The following is a 25,373-nucleotide window of genomic DNA, read 5'->3' as shown; positions in this document are numbered from 1 at the left end:
AAACAAATGTCTTTCCATTAGCTTCCGCCTCATATTATGGAATAAAAAATGGTGTAACAAAATAAGCTGAATAAAGACAACCTCATAATAAGTCAATTTTTTTCTGCCGGCGATATCCTTCATCTGATCGGAAATATTATGGCAGACATTCAACTTATTTCCGATTATCGAATTCTAGTTTTTACAATTAAAAAAAATGCTTATATTTAGAATTCTTTATAAATTACTTAAAAAATCATGACGATCAAGAGATTATTCGATATTCCACATTACGCTTTAGAAAAATATCCTAAAACGGACATGTTTGTAACCAAATATCATGGTGAATGGAAAAAAACTTCAACACAGGAGTTTATTAATGAGGGAAATAAAATATCCCGTGGATTACTAAAGCTAGGCATAAAGCCGGGTGATAAGATCGCTTTGATAACTACCAATTCCCGTACAGAATGGGCGATTATGGATTTCGGACTATCCCAGATCGGGGTTGTTTCGGTGCCTGTTTACCCAAGCATTTCCCCTGAAGATTACGAATTTATCTTCAATAATGCGGAGATTCAGTACTGTTTTGTTTCTGATAAAGAGCTATTGAATAAAGTTATGAAAGTAAAACATAATATTCCTACACTACAGGGTATTTTTACTTTCGACAACATAAGCGGTGCTGCCAACTGGAGGGAGATTCTTGACCTGGGTAAGGATGAGTCTACCCAAATTGAAGTTGATGACCTTTCTAATGCCATCAACACCGAAGATCTGGCAACGATCATCTATACCTCAGGAACTACAGGAAGGCCAAAAGGTGTAATGCTGACCCACAATAATATAGTTTCTAACGTCTTGGGTTCGATTCCGAGGATTCCGAAGAAAAAAAGTTTAGATTATAAAGAAAGCAGAGCATTAAGCTTTCTTCCGATCTGTCATATCTTTGAAAGAATGCTTTTTTACCTGTACCAATACAACGGTTTTTCAATCTATTTTGCAGAAAGCATTGATAAAATGGGCGAAAACGTAAAAGAGGTAAAGCCTCATTACATGACTGTTGTACCGAGACTGGTGGAAAAGGTATATGATAAAATCTACAACACGGGTTCTTCGGCTGGAGGATTAAAATCAAAAATATTCTTTTGGGCTTTAAATTTAATCTCAAAGAAAAAGGAAATTTCGAAACCTTCGGGGATCCAGCAGATTATTGCTGATAAATTGGTATTTTCTAAATGGAGAGAAGGTCTTGGCGGGGAAATTGTTACCTTAGTTTCGGGTTCTGCCGCATTATCTACCAGACTGAATCTGATATTTCAGAATGCAGGAATCCCTATACTGGAAGGGTACGGACTGACAGAGACATCGCCGGTAATTTCCGTAAACAGCTTTGAAAAAATGAAGGTGGGAACGGTAGGAGTTCCTTTGGATAATTTAAAGGTAAAAATTCAGGAAGATGGAGAGATTACCGTAAAAGGCCCTTCTGTGTTTAAAGGTTACTTCCAGAATGAAGAAATGACAAAAGAAGCATTTACGGAAGACGGATTTTTCAAAACGGGAGATATAGGACATATCGACAGTGATGGTTTCTTGCAGATCACAGACCGTAAAAAAGAAATGTTCAAAACATCCGGCGGAAAATATATTGCTCCGCAGACGATTGAAAATTTAGCAAAAGCATCCAAATTTATTGAGCAGATCATGGTGGTTGGTGATGGCGAAAAAATGCCATGTGCCTTAGTACAACCCGATTTTGAATTTGCCAAAAGCTGGGCGATGAGAAATAATCTGAACATCGGTTCTGCCCCTGAAGAAATTGCACAAAGTCAGGAATTAAAGCAAAGGATTGAGAAAGAGATTGAAGGAATCAACGAACACCTTGGAAACTGGGAGAAAATCAAAAAAATAGAGCTTACCCCTGAAGTCTGGAGTATTGAAGCAGGACTTCTGACCCCGACCCTGAAATTGAAAAGGAAAGCTGTCAAAGAGAAATTTATTAGTCTGTATAACAAGATGTATGAGCATCATGAATAACATAATAACCGCTTCAAAATGAAGCGGTTTTTTTCTGTGTATTTTTATCTTTTAAGTATAGCCAAGCAGGAGGATAATTCAAAGACCCGTTTCTCTTAATGGTTATTTATCATTCCGTAACAAAAGTAGCCTTGTACTCCTGAATACTCTGTTGATATTCCTCCTTCGTCAGAATGACAAAAAAGCTTAAGAATAATCCGTTGCTATTTGTGAAGATATTGGTGTGGTACGTGTTTTAGCAAAATAAAAAAGCTGCTTCATTTCTGAAACAGCTTTTTAGTATGTAAACAATCAGTAATTAGAATTTAATTACAGATTTCATTTTTTCGTTTTCTTCCATTACCAGCTCGTCATCAACAAGGATTTTCCCAGAGTGCTCATCAATAATGATTTTTTTTTCTGAGCAATTTCCATTTGTTTTTGAGGAGGAATGGTAAAGAAAGATCCTTTCGGAGCTCCTCTTTCTAATCCTACTACCGCTAAACCATTGATAGAGTTTGTTCTGATTCTGTTGTAAGAAGCTAATAATCTTTCATCGATCTTACCCGCAAATTCTTTAGACTGCTCTAAAAGATATTCTTCTTCTTTTTGAGTTTCAGAGATCAAACCATCCAATTCTTCTTTTTTGAATTTCAGGTGGCTTTTCAAATCTTCGATCTTTGCATTCAATTCGCTTAAAGTTTCGTTTTTGTGAGCAATTTTAGCTCCGAATTCTTTAATTCTTTTTTCAGCAAGCTGAATTTCCAGATCCTGGAATTCGATTTCTTTTCCTAATGCTTCAAACTCTTTATTGTTTCTTACGTTATCCTGCTGAGATTTGTATTTCTCAATTAAAGTTTTAGCATGGTTAATAACTTCATGCTTTGTTTTGATCTGATCGTCCTGATCTTTGATATCTGCATGAAATTTTTCAGCTCTTTTTTCAAGACCTTCAATCTCGATTTCAAGATCTTCAACTTCAATTGGCAATTCTCCTCTAGTATTTCGGATTTCATCCAATCTTGAATCAATGATCTGTAAATCGTATAAAGCTCTTAATTTTTCTTCAACTGAAATATCGTTGGTTTTTGCCATATTTAAATGAAATAATTTACTGGGTTTGTTTTTTCAATAGATTTTGAAATTGCAAATGTACTAAATTTTTGTGATAAAATTTCAAATAATTGTTGGCTTACCAATTGTTCTGATTCATAATGCCCTATATCGCAGATCAGCATTTTAGATTCAGCCAGAAAATAGTCATGGTATTTAATATCTCCGGTGAGGTAAGCATCACATTTTTTAGAAAGGGCAGCTCTGATGCCGCTGGCTCCTGAACCGCCTAAAACCCCTACCCTTTTAATTTTTTCCGGGTAAAGGAAGAGTGTTTTATGACTTCCAGATTAAATTTTCCTTTTACAAAATTCAAAAAGTCCTTTTCGTCCATTTCTTCTTCCAGGTCACCATACATCCCTAGTCCTGCGTGGTGGTTTTTATTATCAAGGGTATAGATCTGATGCGCTACTTCTTCATAAGGATGGGCTGTCTTCATGGCGCCGACAATTTGTCCTTCTTTATAATTTTCGAAAATTACGGAGATCATATCTTCATCAGCATTTTCGCGGATATTCTGCTGTCCGGAAAAAGGATTTGACCCTTCAACCGGTCTGAATGTTCCGTTTCCGTTGATGGTAAAACTGCATTCATCATAGAATCCGATATTTCCTGCTCCGGCTGAAAACATAGCTTCCTTCACTTTTTCCGAGTGATCTTTAGGAACAAAGACGGTGAGTTGTTTGAGGTTGTTTTCTTTCGGTTGGAGGATTTTCATTTCCCTGAGCCCCAGTTGGCTGCATATTCCATAGTTTACACCAAAAAAATCATTATCAAAGGCTGTATGAACAGCGTAGATGGCAATTTTATTTTCAATGGCTTTCATCACTGCTCTTTCTACGTAATTCTTTCCTGTCAGAGACTTTAGTCCCGAAAAAATGATGGGGTGAAAACAGGCAATCAGATTACAATTTTTGTCTATAGCTTCTTGTACTACATTTTCCAATGCATCGTGGCACACAAGAATTCCGGAAACATCGCGATCTGGAACACCACATAATAAACCTACATTATCAAAATCTTCTGCCTGTCTGATACTTATTTCCTCTTCAATTTTTGCAATTACAGTCCTTAGCTTCATGGGTTTCTAAAATTTACAATTACGGCGAAGATATTAATTTTACCATGATTAAAGAAAAAATAGTGCAGAATATATTATAAAAAACCGGCCTGCTGTGGCCGGTTTGAACATGAAAAATAAATATAACTAGTCTTTGAAAAGTGACACTCTGGTAAATGAATCTACTACTACAGTACAGCTTATATCAGATTCCATAAAAAGCTGATATCCTCTTCCGGGATCTAAACTTGCAGGATCAGCAATGGTATAAAAGTAAAATGTCAGAAGATTACCCACCCCGTTTGAACCGCTCGGAACAAGTTGGATCGAATTGACTTCAAACCCGGAATCGGGGTTTTTAAACGTTGCCTTTACCGACCCTGAGGAATTGGATCCCGGAGTAATATTGGCAATAAGTCTCCAGATATGGACCTGCCCGTGAATTTCATTTTCCCTCCATTTTCCTGTAGCAGCAGTATAAATATTTGCTGTAACTCCCGGAAAAGGAACAGTAGTTTCCGGCCAACTGGTCGTAGGGCTTGCAGCAAAGACCAATGGTACGGTATACGTTACCTGTTGTCTTGCCCCGTAGCCGCTGCCTGCTGCACTTAAACTAAAAGAGGGTTTTACATTTGCGTTTCCAGAATTCACCTTAACGACACCGTCATTACCAGCCTGAGAGGATGTGGGAACAAAAAGCTGTCTCCAGAGGGTACCGTCCCAATACTGGAAATTGTTGGTTGTCGTATAAAATAAGAGTTCCTGCAGTAAGATTAGCATTCACAACACCTGCAGGTGGCACTGTGGAAGCATTATTGTCAGCGAGGTATGTATCTCTGTCGGTATCGGTAAGCCGAGGGATAAGAATTCCTTTCTGATTGGAAACAATATCTAATACTGTCGCCCCATTGGGAGTGGTAGTATCAATACCTACTTGTGCATATACAAAACCATATATGAACAAAAGAATAAAAAATGTTAATATTTTTCTCATGATATTAGATTTTGTTGAATAAAATTACGAACTAGATTCTAAAATATGTTAAAAAATAAATTTTTATTTCTCATTTTTTATTCGTATTTTATATTATATAATCAACTGTAAATCAAAAAATTAAATATCAATAATTCACTTTTTAACGACTAAAAAACTTTTAACATTTGGAATTTCATTTTAACAATCATATATTTACCTTATACTTTATGTAAATTACTAACTTCGTTGTGAAATAACTTAACTTACATGGAAAGAGAACATAATCTTGTTCCTGAGGATAAACTTTGGAAAAGATATCTGTATAGAATTATCTACCGCTCTGATACCAGGCTCGGAAAACTTTTTGATATTATATTATTATCATTAATTCTTGCGAGTACAGCCATCATCATGATGGAAAGTGTACCACAGCTCGACAGAAGGTTCCATTATACGTTCATCATCCTTGAATGGATTATCTCAATCTTTTTTACAGCCGAGTATTCTATGCGTATTGCGGTATTAAAAAATAAGCGGTCCTATATCTTCAGCTTTTTCGGAATCATTGATTTCCTGGCGTTGGTTCCGTTTTATCTTAGCTTTTTCTTTCCGGTCACCAAATACTTTCTGATCTTCAGAATGCTGAGAATGTTGAGAATCTTCAGGATTTTTAATTTACTGGATTTTATGAACGATGGCTACCTCATCGTACGGGCTTTAAAAAACAGCTCCAGAAAAATATATATCTTCCTTTTATTCCTTATTATTTTTTCCGTGATCGTAGGCTCACTGATGTTTATGGTAGAAGGCGGCAGGCAGGGCTTTGAAACTATTCCACAGTCTATTTACTGGGCTGTAGTTACTGTAACCACTGTAGGATACGGTGATGTGTCTCCTATCACCCCATTAGGCAAATTTTTCGCGGTTGTTCTCATGCTGGCCGGTTATTCTATTATTGCTGTTCCCACCGGGATTGTAACTGCAGAAATGAGAAATAAAAGGCAGAACCTTGAAAAGATATGTGACCGTTGTGGTAACGAAGATATTGATGATGATGCAAGGTACTGCAAACAGTGTGGCAAGAAATTAGCTTGATATTTGATATCGATATAATTTATTCACCAAATACCACAAAATCATGGAACCACAAAAGAAAAACAAACCGAATAGTCTAGTCGTTATTCTTTTTGCACTAGTCGTGCTGATGATCATTATTTATTTCTTCCTAGTCATGTTTTTTCCAACCGTTTTCGATTGGATGAATACGGGACAGGTACAGCCCGTTCCTGATAAGTAAAGGATAACTCATAATATAAAAGGTTGGGCGAAAATTTTCGCCCAACCTTTTTTCTATAAACCAGTTAAGTACTTCTACTACCTGATTGTTTTAATTCTATGTCTCGATTTGTCTTATAAAAAGCGAATCCTGATGATCCGCTTTTCTGTCTTTATACAAAAGGAGTATTTACTTTTTAATTCCTTTAACAGTCTGTTTTCCGCCGTCCTTCATTTCTAAAGTAATCAGATACAGTCCTTGTTTGAGATCGTTCAAATAAATTGTTGTACCTGGGTTTTCGATTGTTTTAATCAACCTTCCCGCAGCATCGGTTACAAAAGCATTTTTTACATTTTTACTATCAGAAATATGCAGTACATCTGTAAACGGATTCGGGTATACTTTAAGATCGTTCTTCTTCGGTCCAATCTCTGAAGTTGCCAGGTTTCCATTCGTGATAGTAATATCGTCAAGATAAAGATTATCCTGGTTCGCATCTGAATAAGCATTAAAACCGAAATAATATACTCCCGTTGCAGGAACGGTAAATGTTAAAGATGCTGTATTTACCGTATTATCATTGATTGACGGATAATCTGCAATTGGATTAATCATTGCTGAAGCATCTCTTGAGGTTCCAAAAGCTACTTTCATCTTTTCAGTATAAGTAGTTGAATTATTTCCGTATTTATAGCTGATGGTATATTGCACTCCCGCAGTTAGACTTAAGCCCTGTGTAAAGAACCATGCATCTGCCGGGTTGGAAAAGCTATATCCGTATTTCAGTACATTTCCTGAGAACCCCTGAATATCAAAAGGTTCAGAATCTGTCTCCCAATCATTACCTGATCCGGCATTCACATTTTCTGTACAACCGGGAAGGTTAGGAATACTAGCATTTTCAAAATCAACGATATACGGAAGATTACCGGTTGAGCATAAGGTAGTTAAGGTAGTGAGTTCACTCCACGCACTTTTATCCGTTGCACTACATGCAGATCTTACCCAGATATAATACTTGGTGGAAGGGGATAATGATGGGATTGTATATGTTGTACCGGTAATTGCTGTAGCATTAGGAGTGCTTGTTGCAGTTGGAGCGGTATTCGTTGTACTGTAATACATATCATATCCGTTTGCAGGAGCCGGAGTTGCTGCTATCCAGGATACCGTACCTCCCGTTGTAGTTATATTTGAAACCGTCAGTGCCGTAGGTTCACTACATGTAGGTGTTACATCGATTGCAATATCATCCACATATAACTGATTCATATTGGCATCAGAATAGGCATTAAATCCAAAATAGTATACACCTGTAGTCGTAGGGGTGAAATCTACAAAATTGCTGGTAGCAGTACTTGTAACGATATCCGGATGATCTGCCAATGCATGGGTCATATCTGCACTTGTGGCGGAAGTACCATAAGCTACTTTTAGTTTTTCAGGATAAACTGTAGTTCCGGTTGAATTGGCATATTTGTACTTTATTCTGTAGCTAACCCCGGCAGTAAGGTTTATAGCAGAGGTAAAAAACCATGTATCGGCCGCATTTGAGAAACTGTATGAATAGCGAAGTGTCTTCCCTGTAAATCCATTATCGTCGTAATTGTAAGTTTCCCACTCATTTCCTGTTCCACTATTGACAACTTCCGTACATAATGGTAAACCGGGCACTGCCGCAGATTCAAAATTCTGCACGTATGGAACATTCATTACCCCGCAGGCTGTAGTAAATGTCTTTTGCTGCGACCACGCACTTTTATCCGTAGTACTGCAAACCGAACGTACCCATACATAATAGACGCTGGCCGGTGACAGTGATGATAAAGTAGCCGTCAATGTACTGCTGGCTCCTGAGGCAACGGTAGTTGCCGTAGGCGATGTATTGGAAGTAGAATAATAGTACTCATATCCATTAGCCGGAACAGTTGTAGATGCTGTCCATGAAAGCTGCGCAGAATTAGGCGTTATGGCAGATAAAGCTAACCCGCCCGGAGCAAGACAGCTTGGAGCCGCTCCAATAACAACCGTATAATCATGTGCTTCCCCATATCCTGAGATGTTACAAGGGATTGGCTGACTTGAATACCTGTCTGCGACCCTCATTCTGTAGGTGCCGGGAGTAACGGTAGCGGGAATGCTGATTGTACCTAACGTAACGTTTGTACCATTCACCTCTTCACTCGTTCCCAATGCTACAAGCTCAGGATCCGTATCATCAAAAGTTCCGTCATTATTAAAATCGATCCAAATACGTACGTTTTGATCTCCGTAATCATGCGTTACAGAAAAATCATAATTTAATCCGGCATTCAGATTAATAGTCATGGAGGTGTAATCTCCATAAGCACCTGTAGAACAGCCTGTCCCCTGATGGGTAAATCCTACTGAAGGAATTATAAAGGAGTCTATCTGGTCTCCCCCCATCACAACCACTGGCAAATTCGGGAATACAATAGGTTTGGGCAAAGGATAAAGCTCCGATTGCAAGAAAATTAACAAGTAAAATATTTTTCATATAATATTATTATTTTACTCAAATTTAAATAAATTAAGCAATAAATACATAAAAAAATTAAATCAAGACCATTAAAAATAAATTTTTAATTAATATGAGATAATTTCAATATTTAACCAATAGCATTAAAAATATTTTACAGATTTTAAAATTAAGGCAATAAAAAAGAGACTCCCCTACAGGAAGTCTCTCATTTATGATGTTTATAAATATTATTTTTTAATGGTTTTAATCGTTTGTTTGGTGCCGTCCTTCATATTCAAGACCACTAAATACATTCCTTGTTTCAAATCTCCCACATGAAGAGATAAAGAAAGATTTTCAATGGTTTTCACCACTCTGCCGGCCGCATCAACAATCTGAACTGATTTTACTTTAGAAACATCGGAAATGTTTACAATTTCAGAGAACGGATTAGGATAAAGTCTGATTTCGTTTTTATCCCTTGTCACCTCAGAAGTTGACAGATTACCAAGCTGGAAATTAAAATCATCAATCAACACACTATTGGCAGGAGATCCTGTATGCTTAAGCACAAGCTTATTAACACCGGCAGGAACTCCGGTAATATTCAACGAATAGTTATCAATAACCGTAGTACCTGTGGTTGTATAAGTACCCAATATCACAAAACTACCGGTATTGGCAGGATCCGTTAAATATCCTATCTGAACAACTCCACCTGCAGTAAGATTTGCTCTTCCTTTAAAGCTAATCATATAATTATTAGAATCCAGATTAAGGAGCTCAGGGGTAGATACCATTCCTGTACCAGAATTATCAGTATAAAGATACAATGCATAAGGAGCACTTATCATTGTTCCGGAAAGGGCATAAACTTTGGCATAGCTCGCCATAGAACCGATACTTAGCCAACATGAAGGAAGCGCTCCAACAACTGATGAATCAAAGTTTTCATTCAACGATGATACCGCTGCACAAGCTGTTTTGAAGTTAGCAGACACAGACCAGGCGCTCGTATCATTGGCGCTACAGTGGGATCTTACCCAAACATAGTATGTAGTTGCAGGAGTAAGCGTAGTAAGAACCTGAGATGTTCCGGTCACACCCGAAATAACAGGAACCGTAGATGCTGTAGGAGCCGTATTTGAAGTACTGTAATACATATCATAACCCGCGGCCGGAGGCGTTGTAGAAGCCGTCCAAGACACTGCAGCAGAATCTGCGGCTATATTTGAAACAGCAACTCCCGTCGGAGGAATACATGTTGCCGGTGCAACAACACTCAGGGTAAAGTCAACATAGTTTCCTGAAGGGGCCGGTCCACAAGATGTAATAGTACCACTATAAGACTGCCCGAATCTCACTCTGTAGTCTCCCATCGGCTGGCCGGCAGGAATTGCGAAAGATCCTGAAGCCGTTGCAGCATAGGCTGCGGTAGCAGCAAGCATAGTCTCACCCGCATCATTAAAGTCAAGGTCATTATTCCAGTCTACCCAGATATAATAGTAGTACGTACCTCCTCCTGATGCTTTTAATGAATAATCAATATTTCCTCCTGCAGTTCCGGAGAATGATGTAGATGAATTATTTACGTATGCCGAATATGATGCAGCCGTGTAGGCAAGGTTATTATACCCTAAAGTATTCGTGGTAATATTATTATAGTAATATAAGGTATTGCTGCTACCTCCTGTAGGAATGCAATGTCCCGTATAAGCAGACACGGCAGAGGTCCATACACTCTGATCTGAGCCGCTACATCTTGATCTCACCCAGATATAATAAGTGGTATATGGTAATAAGCCGGGAATAGTTGCAGATGTACCGGCAACAGCAGTAATGCTTGGCGCCGTAGCAGGCAGAGGTGCTACGTTGGTCGTACTGTAATAAATATCATATCCGTTTGCCGGAGGTGTGGAAGGAGCTGTCCATGAAATATCGACAGAATTCAGGGTAACAGCACCAACCGTAACCCCGGTAGTCTCAAGACATGAAGGAATATCTTCCACCACAACATCATCAATATACACTGATCTTGAAGTACCTCCCAAGCCATGCTTGAAAGCCAGATACTGATTTGATCCCGCAGGAATATTAACAACATATGACGCCCAGGAAGTTGTGATCGCAATACTATTACCTACTGCTGCAAAAGACGCCGGATTAGAAGGATCAGACAAAGTTCCTACGAACATCGTATATCCTGTACTTCCGCCTTTTGCCATGAATTTAACTCTTTTTGTTCCATTTGTCAAATTGGTTGTCTGCGGAGAAACCAACATCACATTTCCTGTAGTATCCGTACTGTTAAATAAAATGTAACAATTCGGAGTGGAAGATGGAGAGGTAGAAGATACATATCCGTAACCTGCACTGCCGGACGTTTCTACGTATGACCAGCACGTTGGTGCATTAACGTTTGACGATGAACCTGTGGGGGTAGTATCAAAATTCTGAGAATAAGGCGCCGAAGTAGGTAAGCATACTGTTGTAAAAATTTTTTCAGTACAGGATGCGGAAAGGCTGGTCGCCGTATATGATTTTACTGTATAGTAGTAAGTGGTGGCATTATTGAGAGAGGTTGGCAAGGTATAGCTGGTAACATTACCCATATCAAAATCATTGAGTACATCAGAACCTCCTGCTGTAGTTCCTATCCTCAACTTATATCCTGTCGCTGCACTTACGGCTGACCAGGTGAAAGTTGGATTCACCGATACATTTACAGCTGATGCTGCCGGAGCAGAAACAGCAGGACAAGGAACTGTTGTTGTGGTAAAACTGGATCCATTACATCCTGTTGCAGAACCTATAACATTTCTCGGAACTATCGTTGCATAATACTGGGTAGAATAACTCAATGCATTAGCTGCTGTAATTGAATAGCTGGTAACATTTCCTACATCCAATCCGTTGATTATATTGTTTCCGCCCGGCGTTGTCCCTAAATACAGATTATATCCATTAGTTCCTCCTGTGCCTGCAGCCCAGGTGATAGTAGGGGTAACAGAAACTCCTGTAGCGGCATTGGCAGGAGTCGAAATCGTGTTACACGCCGGCGGGCTTATTATATCCTGGGTAAGCTGAACATCGTCAAATCCCATATAAAAATCACCGGTACCTACTGCTGTACTTTTGAGCCTAAGTTTAAAACCTGCACCTGCAGGAATCGTTCCTGCAGGAATTGATCCGGAAACTGTAGTACAGGGTATGATGGTATTGGCAGATCCACTAATCGCCAGCGGGCTAAGGATAGTGACCCAGGTTGCACCATTATCTACGGAATAATCCGCTGCTACCGTTCCATCAATTATGGCAGTGCTGTTATATCCCTTGGCGAGATATTTAAAAGAATAATTAAGCGCTGTAGCATTGGAAGCTGTAGAAGTATACACCATATTCCAACTTGGTACACCGTCATAAATATTCTTGTACACGGCCTTAGTTCCCTGACAAGCGGTTCCGGCACTTGATCCGTAACCTCCTGCTGCCAGAGTAGTCCCTGCCCCGTTGGTGCTTGTCCAACCGGAAGGTAAGCTTGAACCTTCGAACCCTTCATTAACTAAAATTTGTGCTGATGCCCCAATTCCCAGTGACATCATACACGATAGTAGAAGTTTTTTCATACATGTAAAAATAAAATTAGGGGATAAATGTAAAAAAATAATTAATCCAAAATCACAAATAAGTTAAAATGAGTAAATATTATTCAATAAAACAACATTATTTTTAATGAAATTTAAACAAATATTTAATTTTATTAATTATTTAATCAATAGATTTATTTTTTTAAACAATTGGAATACAATAAGTTAATATGAAACAAAAATTAAGATCCCAACCAACAGTCTACCAATTTAACATAATAAAAAAGTTGCTTTGAACTTACATTACGGCATAAAAAAAGTGGCAAAAAGCCACTTTTTCAGATATTTATAGATTCCTACTGATCAATTCAGATAGAACTCATACTTGTTCAGCAGTTGAATTTCTTTAATCAAATCTCCATTCAGGTCTACAGAATGTTTCATTGACTGCACTTCAATATGAGAATCATCTTCTATATTTTTAATGAAGAACTTCAGTTTTTGATTTCCTTTATTTCTGTCAAGAACTGTTCTGAAAAAATCCAGGTCTTCAGGTCGTACATCCATCACATCCATCACCAATGAAATACTTTTCGCAAACCTTTCGAAGGCTTCCTGAAGTTCTATGACATCATTTACATTCACGAAAACCCTTCCATCTTTTACCTGGGCAAATTTTATTTTAAAAATAACAAATCTCTGCACCTCGAGCTTTTCCTTCAATCTCATATAATCTCTGTCTCCTAAACGGAAAGAATATGAACCTGAATAATCTTCCAGCGTCACAAATGCTACTTTTTCACCGCTTCTGAAACCATCTTTTACCACATATTCGGTAATCAGCCCGGCTACAGTATATTCTTTTCCGCCACCGCCATTTTCTCTTTCTTTCTGAATGGTCTTCCAGTCTTTCTTTTTTCTTCAAACAGCTCTTCCTGCTTATTGGCAAAAGCCTGTTCTTTATAAGCATCCACCTCATCAAGGTTCAGAAACATAAAGTTTCCTTTAGGCTCTGCTTTTTTGGTAACTTCTTCCACCACCTCTTCTTCCCCGGTTGGCAATTCATCGGAAACAATCTCAACGAGATCCACGGTATCATCTTGTGAATCCGGCTCCAAAACAGGAGTTTCATCCGGTGATACTTTAGCCTCTACATCCTTTTCCAGCACCGCTTTTTTTGAAAGCTGCCCCTGCATAAACTGAAACTGGAATTTAAATTCATCCAATGGATGGGCAGAAAGATAGAAACCAATGATTTCCTTTTCTTTATTAAGTTTATGCATATTAGGCCATTCAGGACAAGGGGCCAGTTTAGGCTGTTCGATCTGAACTTCCTCAGCAAAATCGGCGAACAGGGAATGTTCCATTTCATTTTTACTTTCCTGAAAGCTCTGTCCGTATCTTATCAATCGTTCCAGATTTGTTTTTCCGGCCATATCGATATCAAAATACTGGCCTCTGTGGAAAGAGTCCAATTCATCAAAAGCTCCTGCCAGCACTAAACTTTCTGCCACTCTTTTATTCATCTGGGAAGGTAGGATTCTCTCAAAGAAATCATAGATATTTTTAAACCTTCCGTTTTCTCTTTCTTTTGTAATGGCCTCACTCGGACCTTCACCAATCCCTTTGATGGCTCCTAAGCCAAAACGAACCTGCCCTTTTTCGTTTACAGAGAATTTGTACTGAGATTCATTCACATCCGGCCCAAGAACGTCTACGCCCATACTTTTACAGTCTTCCATAAACATGGTAATGGAGTCGGTGTTGTTGATGTTATTACTCATCACACTCGCCATATATTCTGCAGGATAATTTGCTTTTAAAAATGCGGTCTGATAGGCAATAAACGCATAACAGGTCGAGTGAGATTTATTGAAGGCATATTCTGCAAAGGCTTTCCAGTCGTTCCATATTTTCTCGAGCCTTTCTTCATTGAGGTTATTTTTTCTCCCTCCTTCAATGAATTTAGGATACATCTTGTTCAGGACATCGATCTGTTTCTTACCCATCGCTTTTCTCAGGGTATCGGCTTCACCTTTCGTAAAGTTGGCTAATTTCTGAGACAGAAGCATTACCTGCTCCTGATATACGGTAATTCCGTATGTTTCCTTTAAATATTCTTCTGTTTCCGGTAAATCATAGACGATCTCTTCAATCCCGTGCTTCCTGTTAATAAAGTTCGGGATATATTTAATCGGACCGGGACGATACAAGGCATTCATGGCGATAAGATCGGCAAAAACCGTAGGCTTAAGCTCACGCATGTACTTCTGCATTCCGGGACTTTCGTACTGGAAGATCCCAACCGTTCTTCCCTCTTTAAACAACTGATAGGTTTTGGCATCATCCAACGGAATAAGATCCGGGTCAATATCAACACCATACCTTGCTTTAACGAGCTTCAAGGCATCTTTGATGATTGTAAGAGTTCTAAGACCTAAAAAGTCCATCTTCAGGAGTCCCGCGCTTTCCGCTACCGAGTTATCGAATTGTGAAACGAGAATATCAGCATCTTTCGCTGCTATGGTTACAGGTACCAGATTACTTACATCCTCCGGAGTAATGATAACTCCACAGGCATGGATACCGGTATTCCTGATACATCCTTCCATCTTCTTGGCACTTGCCAGCACTCCGTGACGTGAGTCATCAGGACTATTAAGAACATACCTCATCTCATCAACGAGCATCTGTTCTTCAGGTTTCAGTTTTTCATATTTTGCGAGTGCTTTCGCAATATTCATCCCTGGCGTTGAAGGAATAAGCTTGGCAATATTATTGGTATCCGGAATCGGAACATCAAGAACCCTTCCGGCATCTTTAATAGCCGATTTCCCCCCAAGAACCGAATAAGTAATGATCTGAGCGACCTGACTTTGTCCATATTTTTCAATGACCCACTTGATTACACGATCTCTTCCCTCATCATCAAAATCGATATCAATATCCGGCATCGAAATCCTTTCCGGATTCAGGAATCTCTCAAATAGGAGGTCATATTTAATGGGATCAACATTCGTAATTCCGATACAGTAAGCTACTGCGGATCCTGCAGCCGATCCCCTTCCGGGACCGACCCACACCCCCATATTACGGGCTTCATTACAAAAATCCTGTACAATTAAGAAATATCCCGGATATCCGGTGTTAGCAATAACTTCCAGTTCGAAATCAAGACGTTCTTTAATTTCATCGGTAATCCCTGTATCAACATATCTTTTTTTTGCACCTTCATAGGTAAGATGGGTAAGATAAGCCATCTCCCCTCTTTTACCTCCATCTATATCATCTTCTGCATGGATAAATTCTTCAGGAATATCAAATTTAGGAAGGAGGACATCTCTTTTTAAAGTATAAGGTTTAAACTTCGCAAAAAATTCATCATAGGCTTCAAATGCATCAGGATAAGCAAGAAAAGCTTCTTTTATTTCATCAGAATTTTTAATGTAATACTCTCCTGTAGTCAGCCCTCTCCTTTTACCAAATCCTTTTCCGATAGGGGTTGTTAATTTTTCACCATCTTTGATACAGCTTACAATATCCTGGATATTCGCATCGTCCTTATTAGAATAATAGGTTTCGTTCTGCGCTAATATTTTAACATTATATTTATCAGCAAGATATAATAAAACTTCGTTCAAATGCTCTTCTTCCGGCAGCTTATGATTTTGAAGCTGAACATAAAAGTCTTCTCCAAAAGTATCGCTCCACCATTTGAAAAGCTCTTCCCCTTTCTGTTCACCGGTATTTAATATCGCATCAGGAATGTCGCCGTGAATTCCTGAAGTAAGGGCAATGACACCTTCTTTATACTGAGCAATCAGTTCACGGCTGATCCTTGGTACCCCAAAATAGAAACCTTTCAGGAAACCGATACTTGAAAGTTTTGCTAAATTCTTGTATCCGTTAAAATCTTTTGCCAAAAGTACCACCTGCGTTCTTCTATCCGGATCATCTTTGGTAAACTGCTTCTGTTCGTAACGTTCTGAGATATAAAACTCACAACCTACAACAGGAATCAACGGTTCGGAAAGCGGTTCTTCTTCATTAAATTCCAATCCGTTTTCTTCGGCCTCCTGTTTTTTTGCTAAATATTCTTTATGTTTTTTTGCCCTGTCTCCATTGGCCGCCTCTACTGCAGAAACGAATTTAAAAGCTCCCATCATATTTCCGAGATCCACCATTCCTACGGCAGGAAAGTTATCATCAGAAGCTTTTTTAATCAAATCGTTGATGCTTGTAGTCGCCATCAATGTTGAGAACACACTATGATTGTCAAAATTGAAATATTTACCTAAGTCAATTTCATCAATACTCCCGAAATCCTGTTGTTTCTTTTTATTATTAAAATCAGCAACCTGTCTTCTGACAACAATATTAAAAGGCTTTATCGGGTCCGGATAGAGGCTTTTGAAATAAGCCAGCTGGTCTTCAGAAATCTTGAGTACCTCAGCGGGAACGACACCAATCCTCATCATCTCAAAGAAAGCTCTTGCTGTAGCATTTACATCGGCCGCAGCATTGTGTGCTTCATCAAATTTATGACCATAAAGCTTCTCATAAAGCTCTTCAAGTTTAGGAGACTTATAGCGGCCTCCACGCCCACCGCCTAACTGACAATAATCAGTTCCAAGAATCATGGTGTCTGCTCTTGGTTTTTCCTGGAGGTTATCTTTTATATTTTTTCTGTAAAATTCTGCACCTACGATATTGTAGTCAAACTCAACATTGTGTCCGGATACTACCCTTACTCTGTTCAGTACTTCAGAAAACTCCTTAAGGATTTCTTCAAGATCACGACCTTCTTCATTGGCAATCTTGGTAGTAATCCCGTGAATTCTTGCTGCGTTAAAGGGAATATCATATCCTTCAGGTTTTATAATATAATCCTGGTTTTCGATCAGGTTCCCATCATCATCATGTAACTGCCATGCAATCTGAACCATTCTGGGCCAGTTATCCGAATCTGAAAGCGGAGCGTTGAAATTTTTGGTAAACCGGTTGTTTCTGTGTCAAAAATTAAATACATATAATTTTCTAACTTTTTTAGGAAATAGAATGTAAAGTTACTTCATTTTTTCTAATTAATACTTTAATTGAGATATAGACCGTATCTATAAAATTATGAAATCTCTAATAACAACCATGAGATTATAAAAAACAAAATAACTCCAATCTATAAACGTTTTAAACTTTAACAATAAAAAATTAGAATTATTTAATGAAAATATTCGATTTTAAAATATTTTGCCATACATTTGACAAATTACATTTTTTAAATATTCAACAACCATTATGAAGAAACATTTACTTTTGATCAGCACTTTAGCCATCACATTGATAAGTGCGCAAAACAATGAAGGACTAAAAAGAGAGTTTGCGAAACAGAACCGGGAAAACAACGCAAAATTTGATAATTATGCGGCAAAACGCTACGGAAACACTAGTAGAGATTTAAAAGTTCAGCAGGAAATTGAAGAACAAAAATCTACTTTAGTTGGATTTACGCCAGATGGGAAGCCATTATTTAACAAAAATGAAGATATGGATCAGATCAAAAATTCAAATTCTGATTTTCTTCAAAATGGGACGGTAACCGGCCTGACAGGGTCTTTCAATGGTGAAAATATTAAGTACACAATATTTGACGGTGGAAGAGCTTTTGCGGGACATGTTTTCTTTAATAACGCAACCAACAGAATTACCAATAAGGAAGCAAGTACAATGAACTATTCTGCTCATGCCACTTCGGTTTCAGGATTTATTGGAGCTAAACCTTATACCCAGACAGTAACCTTTACCAATGGAACTACCAAAACAATTAATTTTCAGGGGATAGCAAAAAATTCAACTATTGACTCTTATGCTTTCCGAAGCTCAATACTACCTGGAGAAACTGCTACCAGTACAGTATTCCAAAAGATACTGACTGCACAGCCTAAGATTTCAAACCATTCATATGGTGTAAACGCAGGTTGGGATGTAAAAACAGTAAACGGATCCAACGCATGGGTTTGGGGTGGTATATTTGACAGTCCGAATACTTCAATGGACCTACAAGGAACTTACTTTATTAATGATCAGAATTATGACGCTATTGTCTATAATAATCCAACGTATATCATAGTAAAGTCATCAGGAAATTATTTTGGATATGGCCCTGATTATCCAACTCCGACTCCATTACCTACCTATTATACAGATAATAACAACGCTCCTGTTGCATTTGCTGCCACAGACACAAAACCAACAACCAACTGTTCTCAAGGATTTGACTGTATCGGACCTGGTTCTTTGGCAAAAAATATTATCGTAGTAGGTGCTACAGATATCATTACAGCCAATTCAGGAAGATATACCGTTCCCGGAGATGTCGTTCATTCAAATTACAGCAGCGCGGGTCCTAGAGATGACGGAGGAATCAAACCGGATATTACAGCAGTAGGAACAGGTGTAGGAAGCGCTTCTACAGCAGAGGATACTACAGGTAGCCAAAGCTTAACAGTTGGAGACGGAACTTCTTATTCAGCACCGGTCGTTACAGGGGTAATCGGTCTTTGGACACAGATCAATAAGCAATTATTCAACAATGCGGAATTAAATGCTGCTGCTGCGAAAACATTAATGATCCACTCTGCTGCAGAAGCTGGAAATGTAGGCCCGGATCCATGGTTCGGATGGGGTTTCATCGATGCTAAAAAAGGAGCTGAATTATTAGTAGGAAAATCTAACAATACGGTAATTTTCAATAATGAAACATTAAATAACGGAGCTGTAAACACGAAAAATATCTTAGCGACAGGTGATACTCCAATTAAAGTTACCATCTCATGGATTGACCCTGAGTACAAATTACCGGCAGCCGGCGTATCCTGGGATGATGCATACAACAACAGAGCATCAAGACTGGTTAATGACCTGGATCTTAAAATCACTGATGTAACTACAAATACAGTATATCTGCCTTGGAAGCTAAACGCCACTAGTCCGATGACTCCGGCGATTAAAGGAGACAACACGGTAGACAACGTAGAGCAAGTCGTTATAGACGCTCCTGTAGCAGGAAGAACCTACAAAATTGAAATATCACACAAAGGAACATTAAAGAATAATGCCACACCAAGTGCTACAGCTCCTCAGGATTATTCAATTATTGTTACCGGCTTCAATCAGGTATTAGGGACTCAGGATACGAAAACCAGCGTATTCAATGAGCTTGCTATTGCTCCTTCCATCACAAAAGATGTTACGAATATCCTGAAAGCTCCTAAAAAATCAACCTTCACGGTATATGATCTATCAGGTAAGAAATTACAAAACGGAGTGGTAAACAACGATAAGGAACCTCTTGATTTATCTGCTTACACAAAAGGAGTATACATCATTGAAGTAAAAACAGGAAAAGAAACAATTTCCAAGAAAGTAATCAAGGAATAATCATTTTCCGCACATAAAATTGATATGCGATATCGGCTAGTACCGATATCGCTTTTTTTTAAACAACATCCTGAAATTTGCACAGAAAATTATAAAAAATGATCGACAGAAAGGCCTTTTTTTACTTTTTATCAAAGAATATCAGGCATTTAATACGACAAAACGAACAAAATACTAACAGTTGTTAGTATTTTGTTTTTTTAATGTATATTTGCTTTCTATGGAAAATGCACTTCACGAAAAAGTTTCTCAGGATATTTTACTTAAAGCGTACAATCATATGATGCTTGCCAAGGCTATGGCAGACATTTATGAAGAAAACCGAAATGTTTGCAAATACGTCCACAGCACCTCAAGAGGCCATGAAGCCATTCAGCTTGCCACAGCATATCAATTGAAAAAAGAAGACTGGGTATCTCCTTATTACAGGGATGAAAGTATTCTTTTAGGGATAGGATTTGAGCCTTATCAACTTATGCTTCAATTGCTGGCTAAAGCTGACGATCCATTTTCAGGAGGAAGGTCTTACTACTCTCACCCTTCAAGCAGGGATGAAAATAAACCAAAGATCATTCACCAGAGTTCCGCTACAGGAATGCAAACAATCCCTACAACAGGGGTTGCACAGGGATTAAAGTATATCCAGGACTTTAATCTTCAACAGTTTGAAAACAATCCGGTTGTCGTTTGCAGCCTTGGAGATAATTCAGTGACAGAAGGTGAAGTAAGCGAAGCTTTACAATTTGCAGCCTTACATCAACTTCCTATTATTTTCCTTGTTCAGGATAATGAATGGGGAATTTCCGTAACAAAGGAAGAAGCAAGAACCTGCGATGCATATGATTTTGTATCCGGATTCAACGGATTAAGCAGAATGCGGGTGGATGGAACTGATTTCGCAGAAAGCTATGAAGCGATGAAAAAAGCGGTAGACTTCGTGAGAACAGAAAGAAAACCGTTGGTTGTCTGTGCAAAAACAGTACTTATCGGTCACCATACATCCGGAGTCCGAAGAGAATTTTATAGAGATGAAGAGGATTTAACCAAACACAGGGCGAAGGATCCGGGAGAAATTCTAAGAAAACAACTACTTGATTCAGGAGTTGATGAAGATCTGTTGAAGCAGATCACCAAAAAGCACGTCTTGAAGCTGAAGAAGCTTTTGAAAGAGCTAAAAATGCTGAAGATCCGAAGCCTGAAACTGTAATGCAACATGTATTTGCTCCGACGCCAATTACCGAGGAGACAGGAATACGTGAGCCTGCCAATGGCGAAAAGATCGTCATGGTAGATGCTGCTATTCACGCCATACAGGAATTGATGTGGAAGCATCCTGAAGCTCTTCTTTACGGACAAGATGTCGGAGAAAGAATCGGTGGCGTTTTCCGTGAAACAGTGACTTTAGGAAAAAATTCGGAAGCAAAAGGGTTTTCAATACCGCAATCCAGGAAGCATATATCATCGGCTCCACAGCCGGGATGAGTGCCGTAGGATTAAAACCTATTGTAGAAGTTCAGTTTGCCGACTATATTTATCCGGGAATCAACCAGCTTATTACTGAGATTTCAAAATCCAGCTATTTAAGTGGTGGAAAATTCCCTGTGAGCAATATCATCCGTGTTCCGATCGGAGCTTATGGCGGCGGCGGACCTTACCATAGTGGAAGTGTTGAAAGCATTCTTGCGAATATAAAAGGAATAAAAATAGCATATCCGAGTAATGCGGCCGACTTCAAAGGTCTGTTAAAAGCAGCTTACTACGACCCGAATCCGGTAATCATGCTGGAACACAAAGGTTTATACTGGAGTAAGGTACCGGGAACGGAAGATGCTAAAACTATCGAACCGGCAGAAGATTACGTTCTTCCGTTCGGAAAAGGTAAAGTTATCATCGAAGCCGATAAAAATGAAACTGAAAAAGGAAGAACTTTATTGGTTGTAACGTACGGAATGGGAGTTTACTGGGCAAAAGAAGCTGCCAGAAATTTCAATGGAAGAGTTGAAGTGATCGATTTAAGGACTCTGATTCCGCTGGATGAAGAACTTGTTTTTGAAAGAGTAAAAGCTCACGGAAAATGCATAGTTCTTACTGAAGAGCAGCTTACTAATTCTTTTGCGGAAGCATTTGCACACCGTATTTCGAAAAACTGCTTCAAATACCTTGATGCCCCGGTAGAAACAATGGGATCCCTTGATGTTCCTGCCGTTCCTATCAATCTTATCCTTGAAAAAGAAATGCTTCCCAATGCGGAAAAACTCAGTAAAAAGATTGAAGAAATGCTACAGCAATAAAATTTTAAATAAAAATTTCAACCTCTAAAAATTCTTAGAGGTTTTTTTATTACTTTTATTCAGGATTATCAATCTCAATGTTAACAGATTACAACGAAAAAAAATTAACCGCCCCTCATTTCGCAGACATACTCTGCCCATACTCCTGTAGTTTGGTATTCATTTTGTCGGCAATCCCAAAACACATTCATCTTTTATGATCACTACAAAATACGTCAATTTTAAACAGGTTCTTAATTTATCAGGCGCTCATCTTATCTTAATCTCTATCTGGTGTACACTGATAGCGGTGCTCTTCTATTTTTTCAACTGGCAATGGATGACTATTCCATGGGTTCCCGTTGCATTGATAGGTACTGCTGAGGCATTTCTTGTTGGTTTTAAGAACAATCAGGCTTACGACAGACTTTGGGAAGCCAGAAAAATCTGGGGAGGCATTGTAAATTCCAGCCGTTCATTTGCCTCAATGGTCTATGCTTTTGATACTAAAAATGAAGAAATTGGTATTTTTGACCTGGAAGACCGGAAAAAAAGAATTGTCAATCGTCATATTGCTTGGCTGTACACCTTCCGTGAGCAGCTTTTGGTTCCAACCGAATGGGAACACATCAGCAGTGAAAATAAATTTGGAAACATCGACTTAAGAAGAAACAGACTCATCAAAGCCGGCTTCCCTGATTACGGAAGAGCTCCTATCTTCCTGCACAAATATCTGTCAGAGGAAGAATATGACCTGAAGAGCCAGTATAAAAATTTTGCCACTTATCTGATTTCTCAGCAGGCAAAAGACATCAATGAGCTTAAAAATATGAATGCTATAACCGATTTCAATCAGACCCAGCTTCAAAACGCACTGAATGATTTCTATGGATTCCAGGGACAGGCCGAAAGAATTAAAAAATTTCCTTCCCCAAGACAATTTGCAAGTACAGCATTTGTTTTCAACATCCTGTTTATCCTGCTCCTTCCGCTAGGATTAGTGAATGAATTTGCCAAGCTGGGAGACTGGGGAATCTGGACATCCATCCCTTTCTGTATCATTATCGGATGGATCTATATTATTATGGAACTGGTGGGAGACTACTCAGAAAACCCTTTTGCAGGACTGATGTTTGATGTTCCGATGCTTTCGATATGCAGAACGATTGAGATTGACCTGCTTCAAATGGGCGGAGAAACAGACCTTCCGGAACCTATTGCATCGAAAAACGGTGTACTGGTATAAAAATTTTTAATACAATAAAATTCAACTTCTCAAAATTTAGATTTGGGAAGTTTTTTTATGAATGAATTATAATACAATTGCAGTAGTATTTTTCACTTCAGAAATCATAAAAGAGCTGTGTGTACTGGCTATATGCTGAAGTGTTGTTAATTTCGTCAGCATAAAATTCCGGTAATCTTCAATATTCTTCACTCCTATTTTAAGGATATAATCGTAATCACCGCTCACATGAAAACATTCTGTCACTTCCAGCAGATTCATTACTTCTCTTTCAAACTGTAGAACAAATTCTTTTTGTGCTGTGTCAATTTTACGTGGCATAAAACAATAAAATTCCGGTCTATTTTATTCTTATCGAGCAGCGCGACATATTTAGAGATAACTCCCGAATGCTCAAGCTTTTTTACACGTTCATAAACAGCTGTCACAGACAACGCAAGCTTTCCGGACAGCTCTTTGGTGGTTTGTTTACAGTCTTCCTGTAAAAACAGAAGCAGTTTCTTATCAGTTTCATCAAGTTCCATAGATTATTTTTTGGTAAAAAATTAATAATATCGAATATACCAAATATATTTTCTAAATAAACAAAAATTTACAGTTTTATATTCTATAAATTCAAATTTACATTGTAATTATTAGGAAAATAGCGCAAATTAGGCGGATAAAATAAAAACAGATTTATATGGAAAACTTTAATGCAGCCAACGAAATCCAGGATCTACAATATTTTGGTGAATTTGGAGGAGTGAATCCTTCAATTTCTGACAGTTCTACCTACACATTCCTTTCTGCAAAGACAATGTTTGATACTTTTGAAGGCAATGCCGAAGGATGCTATCTTTATTCCAGACATTCATCTCCTATGAATCTCTATCTGGCACAGGCACTGGCTAAAATGGAAAATACAGAATCTGCAAATGTAACCGCCTCCGGAATGGGTGCTATTACTTCTGTGTTGATGCAGGTATGCAAAAGTGGTGACCATATTATTTCAAGCAGAACAATATATGGTGGAACCTATGCTTTCCTTAAAAACTTTCTCCCACAATTTAATGTGTCTACTACTTTTGTAGATATCAATAATTTTGAGAGCATTGAAAACGCTATAAGTCCTCATACAAAAGTTATCTACTGCGAAAGTGTCAGCAACCCGCTTCTTGAAGTAGCCGACCTGAGAAGGCTATCTGAAATTTGTAAAAAACATAATTTACAATTAATTGTTGACAATACTTTTTCACCCCTTTCTATTTCCCCAACCCTGTTTGGAGCTGATGTTGTGATTCACAGTCTAACAAAATTCATCAACGGAAGCAGTGACACGGTGGGTGGTGTGTATTGCAGTACACAGGCATTTATTGACAATACCAAAAATGTAAACTCCGGCGCTTGTATGCTTTTGGGACCTACGATGGACAGCTTAAGGTCTTCCAGTATTTTAAAAAACCTCAGAACCCTTCACATCAGAATTAAACAGCACAGCCACAATGCCATGTATCTTGCGGAGAGGTTCGAAAAAGACGGACTGAAAGTATCATATCCGGGCTTACCTTCCCATAAAAATCATGAACTGATGAAAAGCATGCTTCATGAGGAATACGGATACGGAGGTTTATTGACCCTGGATGCAGGTACAACCGAAAAAGCCAACGAACTGATGGAGATGATGCAGACAGAAAATCTCGGTTATCTCGCAGTAAGTTTAGGTTTTTATAAAACATTATTCTCATGTTCCGGAAAATCGACCTCATCAGAGATCCCGGAAGAAGAACGTGAATCCATAGGTATTTCTGATGGCCTGATCAGATTCTCCATCGGTCTGGATCATGATATCGAGAGAACTTATCAAAAAATGAAAGAATGCATGCTGAAAACAGGCGTGCTCAGCCATGAAAATATTTCTATATTTTAAATTTTATTGTACAGTTAAGGTT

Annotated in this window: 8 protein-coding genes and 6 pseudogenes; 7 read left to right on the top strand and 7 right to left on the bottom strand. The window is 38.5% G+C overall.

Translation table 11 applies throughout. From position 1 onward, the window contains the following. Positions 1-237: 237 nt before the first annotated feature. Entirely contained in the window at positions 238-2,016 is a 1,779-nt protein-coding gene (locus tag H3Z85_14580) for a long-chain fatty acid--CoA ligase (protein ID QPQ50654.1), read from the top strand. A 298-nt stretch (positions 2,017-2,314) separates the two neighbouring features. On the opposite strand, the pseudogene H3Z85_14575 reads toward H3Z85_14580, so the two are convergent. The 3 pseudogenes from H3Z85_14575 to H3Z85_14565 all read right to left on the bottom strand — a co-directional run bounded on the left by H3Z85_14575 (position 2,315) and on the right by H3Z85_14565 (position 5,162). After that, positions 2,315-3,090: pseudogene (locus H3Z85_14575) on the bottom strand (hypothetical protein). Between the two features lie 2 nt (positions 3,091-3,092). After that, positions 3,093-4,189 (bottom strand): annotated as a pseudogene (locus H3Z85_14570) (Nif3-like dinuclear metal center hexameric protein). Positions 4,190-4,315: 126 nt separating this feature from the next. Beyond that, positions 4,316-5,162 (bottom strand): annotated as a pseudogene (locus H3Z85_14565) (hypothetical protein). 249 nt (positions 5,163-5,411) lie between these two features. Here H3Z85_14565 and H3Z85_14560 point away from each other — a divergent pair. Continuing rightward, positions 5,412-6,239: an ion transporter gene (locus tag H3Z85_14560; GenBank protein QPQ50653.1), complete on the top strand. Its 828-nt coding sequence runs from the start codon at positions 5,412-5,414 to the stop codon at positions 6,237-6,239. A 43-nt stretch (positions 6,240-6,282) separates the two neighbouring features. Next, positions 6,283-6,441, top strand: a complete 159-nt coding sequence (locus H3Z85_14555; GenBank protein QPQ50652.1) for a hypothetical protein — start codon at positions 6,283-6,285, stop codon at positions 6,439-6,441. A 168-nt stretch (positions 6,442-6,609) separates the two neighbouring features. Here H3Z85_14555 and H3Z85_14550 read toward each other — a convergent pair whose 3' ends face one another. The 3 genes and pseudogenes from H3Z85_14550 to dnaE form a co-directional block, all read right to left on the bottom strand. Further along, entirely contained in the window at positions 6,610-8,922 is a 2,313-nt protein-coding gene (locus H3Z85_14550; protein QPQ50651.1) for a fibronectin type III domain-containing protein, read from the bottom strand. A 228-nt stretch (positions 8,923-9,150) separates the two neighbouring features. Further along, positions 9,151-12,528, bottom strand: a complete 3,378-nt coding sequence (locus H3Z85_14545; protein ID QPQ50650.1) for a fibronectin type III domain-containing protein — start codon at positions 12,526-12,528, stop codon at positions 9,151-9,153. A 324-nt stretch (positions 12,529-12,852) separates the two neighbouring features. Continuing rightward, positions 12,853-17,518 (bottom strand): annotated as a pseudogene (dnaE, locus tag H3Z85_14540) (DNA polymerase III subunit alpha). A gap of 266 nt (positions 17,519-17,784) precedes the next feature. On the opposite strand from dnaE, the gene H3Z85_14535 reads away from it, so the two are divergent. From H3Z85_14535 to H3Z85_14525, 3 genes and pseudogenes are all read left to right on the top strand, one after another. Then, on the top strand, positions 17,785-19,926 hold the full coding sequence (locus tag H3Z85_14535) for a S8 family peptidase (GenBank protein ID QPQ50649.1): 2,142 nt from the start codon (positions 17,785-17,787) through the stop codon (positions 19,924-19,926). A gap of 220 nt (positions 19,927-20,146) precedes the next feature. After that, positions 20,147-22,217: pseudogene (locus tag H3Z85_14530) on the top strand (tungsten formylmethanofuran dehydrogenase). Positions 22,218-22,413: 196 nt separating this feature from the next. Next, complete coding sequence (locus H3Z85_14525) at positions 22,414-23,442, top strand: hypothetical protein (protein ID QPQ50648.1); 1,029 nt, start codon at positions 22,414-22,416, stop codon at positions 23,440-23,442. A 66-nt stretch (positions 23,443-23,508) separates the two neighbouring features. Here the strand turns inward: H3Z85_14525 and H3Z85_14520 are convergent. Beyond that, positions 23,509-23,966: pseudogene (locus H3Z85_14520) on the bottom strand (Lrp/AsnC family transcriptional regulator). 158 nt (positions 23,967-24,124) lie between these two features. On the opposite strand from H3Z85_14520, the gene H3Z85_14515 reads away from it, so the two are divergent. Further along, the gene (locus H3Z85_14515) at positions 24,125-25,351 is read left to right on the top strand and encodes an aminotransferase class I/II-fold pyridoxal phosphate-dependent enzyme (GenBank protein ID QPQ50647.1); all 1,227 of its coding nucleotides are present in this window, start codon (positions 24,125-24,127) and stop codon (positions 25,349-25,351) included. Positions 25,352-25,373 lie beyond the last annotated feature (22 nt).

This window comes from Chryseobacterium indologenes, from assembly GCA_016025055.1.
Classification (GTDB): domain Bacteria; phylum Bacteroidota; class Bacteroidia; order Flavobacteriales; family Weeksellaceae; genus Chryseobacterium; species Chryseobacterium indologenes.
Note: the sequence above shows the minus strand (reverse complement) of the source record. Positions and strands in the feature narration are given on the sequence as shown.